This window comes from Variovorax sp. P4_D9 (assembly GCF_056401695.1).
Map to the genome: position 1 here is coordinate 1 of NZ_JBFUIU010000345.1, position 9,331 is coordinate 9,331.

7 protein-coding genes and 1 pseudogene are annotated in these 9,331 nt (G+C 65.3%); 6 read left to right on the forward strand and 2 right to left on the reverse strand.

The window, feature by feature from the left end; all coding sequences use genetic code 11:
• The 3 genes and pseudogenes from AC1DY5_RS30130 to AC1DY5_RS30140 form a co-directional block, all read left to right on the forward strand.
• Window positions 1–375, forward strand: a 375-nt coding sequence (locus AC1DY5_RS30130; RefSeq protein ID WP_478117421.1) for a LysR substrate-binding domain-containing protein, incomplete at its 5' end; no start/stop codon positions are given.
• Between the two features lie 246 nt (window positions 376–621).
• Window positions 622–1,386, forward strand: a pseudogene (locus tag AC1DY5_RS30135) (phage integrase family protein); the annotation flags it as partial.
• Window positions 1,387–1,701: 315 nt separating this feature from the next.
• Window positions 1,702–1,863: a hypothetical protein gene (locus tag AC1DY5_RS30140; RefSeq protein WP_478117423.1), complete on the forward strand. Its 162-nt coding sequence runs from the start codon at window positions 1,702–1,704 to the stop codon at window positions 1,861–1,863.
• A gap of 207 nt (window positions 1,864–2,070) precedes the next feature.
• On the opposite strand, the gene AC1DY5_RS30145 is transcribed toward AC1DY5_RS30140, so the two are convergent.
• Complete coding sequence (locus AC1DY5_RS30145) at window positions 2,071–4,056, reverse strand: AsmA family protein (RefSeq protein WP_478117425.1); 1,986 nt, start codon at window positions 4,054–4,056, stop codon at window positions 2,071–2,073.
• A gap of 1,192 nt (window positions 4,057–5,248) precedes the next feature.
• Here AC1DY5_RS30145 and AC1DY5_RS30150 point away from each other — a divergent pair.
• Both AC1DY5_RS30150 and AC1DY5_RS30155 read left to right on the forward strand, forming a co-directional pair.
• Entirely contained in the window at window positions 5,249–5,902 is a 654-nt protein-coding gene (locus AC1DY5_RS30150; protein WP_478117427.1) for a DUF6781 family protein, read from the forward strand.
• A gap of 3 nt (window positions 5,903–5,905) precedes the next feature.
• On the forward strand, window positions 5,906–7,588 hold the full coding sequence (locus tag AC1DY5_RS30155) for an ABC1 kinase family protein (protein WP_478117429.1): 1,683 nt from the start codon (window positions 5,906–5,908) through the stop codon (window positions 7,586–7,588).
• A gap of 51 nt (window positions 7,589–7,639) precedes the next feature.
• On the opposite strand, the gene AC1DY5_RS30160 is transcribed toward AC1DY5_RS30155, so the two are convergent.
• Window positions 7,640–7,813, reverse strand: coding sequence for a hypothetical protein (locus tag AC1DY5_RS30160; protein WP_478117431.1), 174 nt, complete (start codon window positions 7,811–7,813; stop codon window positions 7,640–7,642).
• Window positions 7,814–8,414: 601 nt separating this feature from the next.
• Here AC1DY5_RS30160 and AC1DY5_RS30165 point away from each other — a divergent pair.
• The gene (locus tag AC1DY5_RS30165; RefSeq protein WP_478117433.1) at window positions 8,415–8,861 is read left to right on the forward strand and encodes a c-type cytochrome; all 447 of its coding nucleotides are present in this window, start codon (window positions 8,415–8,417) and stop codon (window positions 8,859–8,861) included.
• Window positions 8,862–9,331: the final 470 nt, after the last annotated feature.

A 9,331-nucleotide genomic window follows, 5' to 3' on the forward strand; every position in this document is an offset into this window, starting at 1 on the left:
GCGCCCCGGGTGCCCGCCGACTTGATGGCGCACCGCTGCGTGCGCTGGCGCTTTTCCAGCGGCACCATTTACCGCTGGGAGTTCGCGCGCCACGGCGAACCGATGACACTCGACGTGCCTGGCCCCATCACGCTCGACGAACCCCTGCTGATGCTCGAGGCGGCGCGCGCCGGCGCGGGCATTGCCTACATGGGGATGTTCCAGGTCGCCGAAGACCTGGCCAGCGGCCGGCTGGTGCCGCTGCTGGAAGAGTGGTCGCCCAGCTATCCGGGCATCTGCTTGTATTACCCGAGCCGGCGCAACGTGCCAGCGGGCCTGAGGGCCTTCATCGACCTGGTGCGCGAGGCGATCGAGTTGCCGGTCGGGCATCGGTAGAAGACTGCCTAGGGGGCTGCTGCTGCTGACGCTTTGACCCTGGCCGACTGCTTCCACGTCCTGAGCTGCCGCCCGATTGGCGCGGCCCTAGGACTGCCGTAGGACCGGTGATGGCCGTCAGTACCAGTTGGAATCCGGGACTCGAAGGACGGCTTCTATGGGGACTTGTCTGTCAAGGCTTTTTGATCAACGTAAAGATGAGCGGCGTTTTGGCACTGGCGCGAAGGTCAGTGAGTAAACGACGCTATCGCGGCACTGCGCGCGTGGTACGCGGGCCTGCCCGCGCGCGCTGCAGTTGTGCAGTATCTCGGGCAAAACAAGGCGACCGGCCAGCCCTCCCGCGCGATGTTGGGCGACATTCGGCGTCAAGTGGCCCGCTACGCACGGGTGCGGCACCGGGACGATCTGGCCTCGCTGATGGAGCATCCCGCGGCCGCGGCCGAGCGGGATCAGCGCGCCCGGGCGGTGACGAATGCGATTGAACAACTGAGGAATCTGCCGGTTTCCGGCGCCCGTGGTGACGGATGCGGTCGATCGCTGGTTGCCGGGGCGTGCTGCGCGCGCCTTGAAGAACTCCGGCATCGAGACGCTGGCCGACCTGACCGTGCGGATACCGCGGCGGCGCCGGGGACTGCGATTTCCGGTCTGGGATCGCGCAGCGCTCGGCGGATCGAGGAGTATTTAGCGGCGCATCCGGCTCTGACAGAGCGGGCGAGGGCGCTGGTGATCGTGCCGCGCACCGAAACCTCACCGTGGGAGCATCTGGTCGTGCCGCACGAGGTCGACGGCTCGCGAGGCGCCTTCAGGGCGCCGCAGGCCACCTGCACGCTGTCAGCCAGCAACGACTACGAGGCCGTTCAGGCGTGGCTCGGCCTGCAGGATGCGGCGGCGACCCAGCGCGCCTACCGCAAGGAGGCCGAGCGCCTCATGTTGTGGTCGATCCTCGAGCGCGGCAAGGCGCTGTCGGCGCTGACGACGGAAGATGCCATCGCGTACCGGGCATTCCTGCGGCGCCATGGCCACGACCCGACATTCGCCGGCTGGACTTAGCGACCCCCGGGAGCCGACGTTCAAACACACTGTCCCCACAGCAAACGTTACGCGTGCGGTTCGGCGCGGCGTAGAAGAAGTCAAGCCTCGCGGGGCGCGGCCCCAGCAAGTCGCCGAAGACCACCCAGCTGGACTGATTTGGCGCGGCGGCGGCGTTCAGCCAGAGTTGCGCAAACGCCCCCTGTGGAAGGCGGAGGTCGCTCAGTTCGAGCCGCACGTCACGGTTGACGTGAAACGCGACGAACAGATCGGTCTCCGATGGACCGGTCTATCGCGATGGAAACCCAGCAGATCGCGGTCTTGGCCAGCGGCGAAATCAATCTGGCGAAGCAGACGGTGCAGCTCGCTTTCCAGCCGCGGGTCAAGCGCGGGTTGAACCTGAACCCCGGCAGACTCGCCGAGCTGCTGCTGAGCGGACCGCTGGACAATCCGCAGTAGAGCCTCGACCCGCGCGGCGCGTCGCTGCTGCTGCCGGCGCTGCGGCTGGATTCGGGAAATGCGTCGATCTGCGATCTGGCGGCGCGCGACGCGTTTTGCGGCCGGCAAGTCCTCATCGCCGGGAACGCTGCCGGCGCCGGCACGGCGCTTGCTGCCGCATCCGTTCTCTTCCGCGTTGTCAAGGTAAGGCTCAATGTTGCGCCGTGATCACTTGCGCGCGGCCGGCGCGGTCGCCTGCCGAACGGCCGATCCGACCTGCCGCTGCACGGCAGCGCAGTCGGTGGTCTTGCCCGGGCCGGTCTCGACCAGCGGCAGCAGCGCCGCCAGTGGTGCAGCCGCGGCCAGCGCGATGGCGCCACCCGCGCGCGCAAGCAGCGGCCCCTTCTCGAACCGGTAGCCGGGCCGCTTGAAGCTGCCATAGAGGCGCACCGGCGTGCGCAGAGAGAGTACGCCGGCACGCTTAGGCTTGGGTGCGACGATAATGTCGAAGCGTTCGTGGGCAAGGTCGAAGCCGCCGCCTCCGAGGATCTGCGTCTGCTCGGTGTCGATGACGAACAGCTTCGATGTCCCGCGTCCGCCCTTGACGTCGAACTCGATGCCGCCGCAATTGACCCGGATGTCGCGATCGCCGCCGGCCAGCAGCATCAACACCTTGCCGAAGTTGAGCGAACTGKCGGCATCGCGCAGGTTGGAGACGCGGCCGTCCGCGATCGTGGCAGCCACGCGGCCGTCGGCGCCGGCCGCAGCCTCGCTGATCGAATTGCCGCTGCCCTTGAGTTCGAGCACCGCGCCCACGCGGCCGGCGCCCTTGGCGATCGCCTTGCGGCGGGGAATCAGGCGGCCGACCTCTACGCCCCGCAGGTCGATGCGAACCTCGGATCGGATCGTGGGTTCTCTCGCGTCGAGCATCACCTGCGACGCGATGATGCCACCGGCGAAGCCGAAGTCGAGCGGGGCGATCTTCAGGATCGAATCGTGCAGATGCAGCGCGGCATTGAGGTTTTCCAGCGGCAGCGCCTGAGGCACCTTTAGCTCGCTCGCGACCAGCGTCACCTCGGCATCGATCTGCTGCAGGCGGCTGACTTCGAACGAGCCGGCCGGCAGCAGACGGTCGGGATCGGTGCCCCGTGCCGTGCCCTTGGCACTTGGCCGGTCGCGCGTCTGCGCCTGAGAGGCGGCGGGCTTGCCGCCGGAGCCCTGGGTCTGCACGCCAACCAGCGGGCCGAGATCCGCGATGTCGAGCAGACGGCTGTGCAGGTCCGCGGTCAGCAGCGGGCGCGGTACCTTCTCGACGTAGGTGGCGTGGCCGGTGACGTCGCTCGAGCCGATCCGCCCGCTCAGGTCGTTCATCGTGTAGCGCTCGCCCTCGAGGATCAGGTGCCCTTGCAACCGGTAGGGGGGCGATGCCGGCAGCGGCAACAGCAGGAAGGGGTACAGGTTGGCCAGCGTCTGGCCTTCGATGTGCAGTTGCGCGTCGATGGCCGAGATGTTGGCTGCATCGGCGATCGTTCCTTCGACCGCCACCCTGGTCGATCCGGCGACAAAGTCACCCTTGAGCGACATCGGCGCGCCGGATTCCGCGAAGCTAAGCACCTCGCCAGTCAGCGCATGGCCCGAGAAGGCCGCGCCGTGGTAATTGCCCTTGAACTCGTACCGTGTCGTGTAGCGGTTGCTCTCGGGTGTGCCCCTGGCGCTCTGGACCTTGTCGGGGCTGGCTGGTTCAAAGGTGCCGGCAACCACGTCGATCTCGACGGGCACGCCGTGATCGACATAGCGCATGCGCCCGTCATGGAACGACAGCGTGCTGATGCGCAGCTTGCTTGGCCGTGTATCCGACGGGTCGGAAAGGATCCAGTTCTTGCGGTTATCGGCCAATCGTTCGAAGACCATGTCAGGGCGCGTCAGCGCCACCCGCGGCACCAGGATCTTTTCGGGCAGGTCGCGCAGCGAGATCGAGAATTCGAGCTGCTCGATGCGGGCCATCGACTTTTCGTGCGACCAGGGTGCATTGGCGAAGTAGACGTCGCGCATGCGGATCGTCGGCACGAGGCTGAGGCTGACGTGCAGGTCCGACATCCGGAACTCGCGCTCGGTCTGGCGCGAGATGTAGCGCTCCAGCGGCGGACGGACCCAGTTCCAGTCGAACATGAGCACGAACGCGAGCACCGCCAGCGCCAGGCACGCGAATGCCATCACCCAGGGGTGGCGACGCAATGGGTTCGGACGCGATGGGGTCGAGGCAGGATTCATGTTGCAGGACCGTGGCCGGAAGTGTGCGCCAGCCTTGGCAATCGTCGGGATTGCCGCTCAGCCCGTGTGGGAATCGGCCGTCTGATGGCCTGCTGCATGCGGGGTTGACCACCCGAGGTCCAGCGCGTCATCAGCGGGATCCAGATCCCGCGCAGTGGCATGTCCAAGGGGGCGCCCAAGCGCTTCGGCGAGCACACCACCTCACAGGAGCGCGAGGAAGTGCAGGACGTCAACCGCTAGGGGTTGAAGCCGTCGTCGCCGGGGTTCGTCGAGCCGCCGGTGGGCTCGACCTCGACGTCGGGGGGCTCGCCGCAGGCGGAATTTGGCGCATCGCCGAGGTAGGCGAGACAGGGACGCGATGACTGAAGACTCCGTGGTCTTGGCGGCGGGCTACCGCGGCAGCGGTTTCGTCCTTGGGCCGTCCCACTCCGGCTGATTGGATAGCTGACACTCGATTGGCCTTGGACGCCGAGATGGTACCGGCCGCTTGAGCGACGGCGACGGGCTATGTCTGCATTACCTTGAGAACAGTCACAAATACTGAGATTTCCGTGGCACCGGAACGGCTGGAATCGGGATCACAGCGTGAGTTCGCCGCGCGGCCGGGAAAGACAGCAACCGCTGCACACCTGCCGTACAGCGGTCGCTGACGACCGGCAGGGTAGGGCCCTGAGCCGGACATTCGGCCCCCCCAAAAGGCGGACGCTCGGTCCCAGGCGCCTTCAGTGCGATGGGTTCGCTGCATGCCCTGACCAGGCGCCGTCTGAAGGGACCGCGCCCGGCAACCCTGCTTAGCGCCTGACTCGTGCATCGCGATTCACGGGAGACGCGACATGTATCGGCGTCGCGTCTGGCTAAGCGTGCGCCACTTTCGGTCATCGTCCGTTCAAGACTTTGCCTGCTCGCTGTTGTCAAGATGGACATTTTTCGCCGGCCCGCCTCATTTCGTAGTCAGTGGGTCGGAGATTCGAGTCTACTCAGCAACACCAACAGTTCACTGGCATAGCGCTGGCGCCTACAGTCGCCTTGCTGACAGCGGCACTCATCAATCCAGGGTCGCGTGCGATGGCCTGTCATCAGCGAGCACCAAATTGGTCTATCCTGTCCTCCCCATCGTTTCACAGGAGGGCGCGAAATGACCGATCCCACAGCGCCGGCGGGGAACGCTGCCTCCGCGCCGGCTGAAGCGCAGGCCGAAGAACAGGCGATCCGCGAGCGGGTGCGCGAACTGACCGCGCAGATGCTGGCGGGCGGTCGCCTCGACACCGAGGGCGTCAAGGAAGTCGTGCGGACCATGAGCGGCGGCGTGTCGAAGCCGCCGCTCGAGGGCGCGCAGGCACGCGAGGCCTTCGCGGAGGYGATCCGCGGCCTTGATGAGGCGCTGCACGCTTCATCGCTGGCGACCCACGCGGCACTGCAGGCGCTGGTGGCGCGCGGCAAGGAGTTTTCCGACAACGACCTGAAGAATGCGTTCGCGGCCCTGCAGATACTGCAGCAGGACTACGTCGCGGTCGCCGACCGCATTGCCGATGCCACCACCGGCAACCTGCGCCGTGAACTCGTCGATCTCTCGCTGCATGCGCAGCGTGTCGGCGCAGATGCCAGCGTGCGCTTCGCACAGGTAATGAGCGAATTCGCCAATCGCATCGGCTCGTATCGCGCGGGTTCTGCGCCCGGGATCGACTCCGTGCGCCAATACGGCGCCAACATGACGATGCTCACCAGCGGGCTGCTTGCCGGATTCGCAGACGCGCTGCGCCAGCAGTCAGAAATCAAGAAAGCGAAGTAGGTCGTGCGCGAGGCCAGTGCGGTGCGTGACCTGCCGCGCCTCCACGAGATCAGCCTGGTATTCATCCGCCACGGACTCGGCGATCTCGTGCGGCGGCTCGGCGTCGCCTCGCTCCTGGAGCGCGCTGGCGAAATACTCCATTGGGGCCAAGTTACGCATAGTGCGCAGCTCGAGCCGCAACAGCGACTGCGTCTCGCTCTCGAAGAGCTCGGCCCCACCTTCATCAAGCTGGGGCAGATGCTCTCGCTGCGCGAGGATCTGCTTCCACCGAAGTGGACAACGGAACTCGCGCGCCTGCGCAGTAACGCGGCGCCGGTGCCGTTCGAACAGATCCTGCTGGTGATTGAGCGGTCGCTCGGCATGCCGCACGCGGAAGCCTTCGTCGATCTCGAAGAGGAACCGACGGGGGCCGCCTCTATCGCGCAAGTACATCGCGCGCGATTGCACGACGGCCGCGCAGTCGTGTTGAAGGTCCGCCGCCCCGGCATCGAAGCCAAGGTAGAGGCCGACCTGCGGCTGCTGTCGCATCTCGCGCAGTTCGTCGAAAAGGAAGTACCCGACGTGCGCCGCTATCAGCCGGTGCACGTCGTCGAAGAGTTTCGCCGCTCGACAATGCGCGAGCTGGATCTCGCCACCGAGGCGCACAACATCGAGCGCTTTGAACGCAACTTCCGGGGCGAGCCACACGTCCTCATCCCGCACGTCTTCCCGCAGTGGACCAGCGAAGTGATGAACGTGCAGGAGCACATCGACGGCATCAGCGCCGAGGACCTGGCCGCGGTGGAGCGTGCCGGACTCGATCTCAAGTTGCTCGCAGAGCGCGGCGTTGACAACGTGCTCAAGATGATTCTCGAGCATGGCTTCTTCCAGGCCGATCCGCACCCCGGAAACGTGATCTACCTGCCGGGCAATCGCATCGCGATGATCGACTTCGGCATGACCGGCAGGCTGTCGCTTGGGCGCCGCAATCAGATCATGGATTTGCTTGCCGGGATCACGCGCCGCGACAGCGAGCCGATGGTCGACGTGCTTCTCGACTGGGCCGGTGCAGAGGCGGTCGATGAAGAAGGGCTCGCCGCCGACGTTGACGAACTCGTGGCCGATTACGGCGACCTGCCAGTCAAAGACATGCGCATCGGCGAATTGATCGGTCGAATCACGGCGATGCTGCGAACGCACGGCATCGTGCTGCCATCCGACCTCACGCTGATGTTCAAGGCGCTGATCACACTGGAAGGCTCCGGACGAAAATACGATCCGGAGTTTGTGCTCGCCGACCGGCTGAAGCCCTATGTCGAGCGCGCGCTCGCCGCGCGCTACGCGCCGACGGAATTGGGGCGCCGTGGTGGCGCGGGCATCGGCCAGTTTCTCGATCTGATGCGAGCCATGCCGCGCGACCTTGCGCGGCTGCTCAAGGATGCGCGCCGCGGCCGCCTGCGAATGGATCTCGATCTGAAGCGGCTCGACATCTTCGTGCTCAAGCTCGACCGTACGATCAACCGCATCACCATCGGCATCATGACCGCCTCGGTCGTCATCGGCTCATCGATAGTGATGACGGTCACCTCCGGTCCGCAAGTCTTCGGCATCCCGATCTTCACCGTGCTTGGCTCGTTTGGCTATCTGCTCGCATTCGTGAACAGCGTGTGGGTCGTGCTGTCGATTTGGCGTACGCGGTCGCACTGAGAGCGGCCAGGTACTTGGGGCGCGGTTGGCAGGCCGCTTTGACCGGCACGATCAATCTATCTCCATAAGATCGGCGCCGACGATTCCGCGCCCCTTGAAGTGTTGCCGAAGCCCGACGCTCCACATCTCGTCGGTGGTCGATGGGCCGTCGCCCGGCACGAAATGCGAAATGACGAGTGTCTTTGCGGCGCCAGCGGCCGCGATCTTCCAAACGCCCTCGGGCACCGTGTGGCTCGCAATGAAGTGCTCGCGCAGCGTCGGTGGTGATGAGATGCCGTGGACGGCCGGCTCCGCTGTGTGTCCGCTGTCGGTTGGGATCGTGGGTRCCTGCTTCTGGCCGACAGTTCTGGTTCAAGGTCCAAGCTCGAAAGCGTGCTCCAGACTGGCTGCCGTCATTCGCCATGGCCCTGTCGAATGTCGGCGGCTGACGAAACCCGACCTTGGCGTCTTTCCTCGCGAACGGCCGGTCTACCTTCGGAACTTGACCTTTGCCGACATCGTCGATGAGTTCGGCGTGGGTGGCAACGGACGATCAGGACGACATCGTGCGCGAACGACAGCATCCGTAAGTCGCGAATTGGAGCTTCGGGCCCGTGGCCGTCACTGGCGCGAAGTAAAACCGGACGTTCGCGGTCGACGTTAGAGGGAAGGCATTCAGTCCCCAACTTGCTTCATGGGTATTGAACCGGTCGTGCGTTTCCGGGAATGAACGTTCCGCCTTTAGCGCGGAATCAACCGCGCCGCGGGCTGTCTCCAGTCTCGAAGCGCAGCAAATCTAAACTGGCGGCCGCTGTACTCGCAGTGCGCGAACAAGAAGGATTAACGAATGAAAACTCTTGTCCCCCTCATCCTGGCTGCTGCTTGCGGCGGCTTTTCCATGTCGGCCGGCGCGCAGTTCGCCAAACCTGAAGATGCCATCAAGTACCGTCAGAGCGCGATGTTCATCCAGAGCCAGCACGTCGCCCGCCTGGGTGCCATGGCCAGCGGCAGGGTGCCCTACGACGCGACGGCCGCAGTGGCCAACGCGGAAGTTGTGGCCGAAATATCGAAGCTTCCCTGGGCCGGATTCGGGCCCGGCACGGAAGGCGGCAAGGCCAAGCCGGAGATCTGGCGGGAGCAGGCGAAATTCAAGGAGCTGAACGAGAGGTTGATGTCCGACACGGAGAAGCTCCTGGTCGCCGCGAAAGCCGGCAACCTCGGCGCACTGAAAGCCGCCATGGGCCCGTTGGGCGAGACCTGCAAGACATGCCACGACACCTTCAGGAAGAAGTAGCTCGCCCCCAGGTTGCCCGCACTTCGTGTCGGGCACCCACCGCCTACCGGGGGCAACGCGCGGCCGTGGTGATGAGCCTGGTTCAGTCGGCCAAGCCCCATGGGCACGACCAGGCCGGATCGAGGAGTTGCTGCCGCACCGCTGGCGCGTCCGCAAAAACATCGAGGAACTAATCAACGATGCTGGCGAGATCACGGTCGGTGCGATCGGATCGATTGAGTGCGACGCCACCTGGCCATGCTCGTGAGGTGAAAAGGTGAGACTCTGAACGCGCTGCTCAAGCGGCTGGACAAGGCCATCGCCAAGTTCTACGAAGATGGCGTCGTCATCGACGAGATCAACGCTTGCTCCCCACCCTTGGAAAACGAAATGCCCAAGATTGCGAACGCTGCACTTCTGTGCGCCCTGATCGTCCTGGTTGGTTGTTCGGGCATGCCGCCCGCCCCCGGTCAACCCTCCGCATGTTCGGC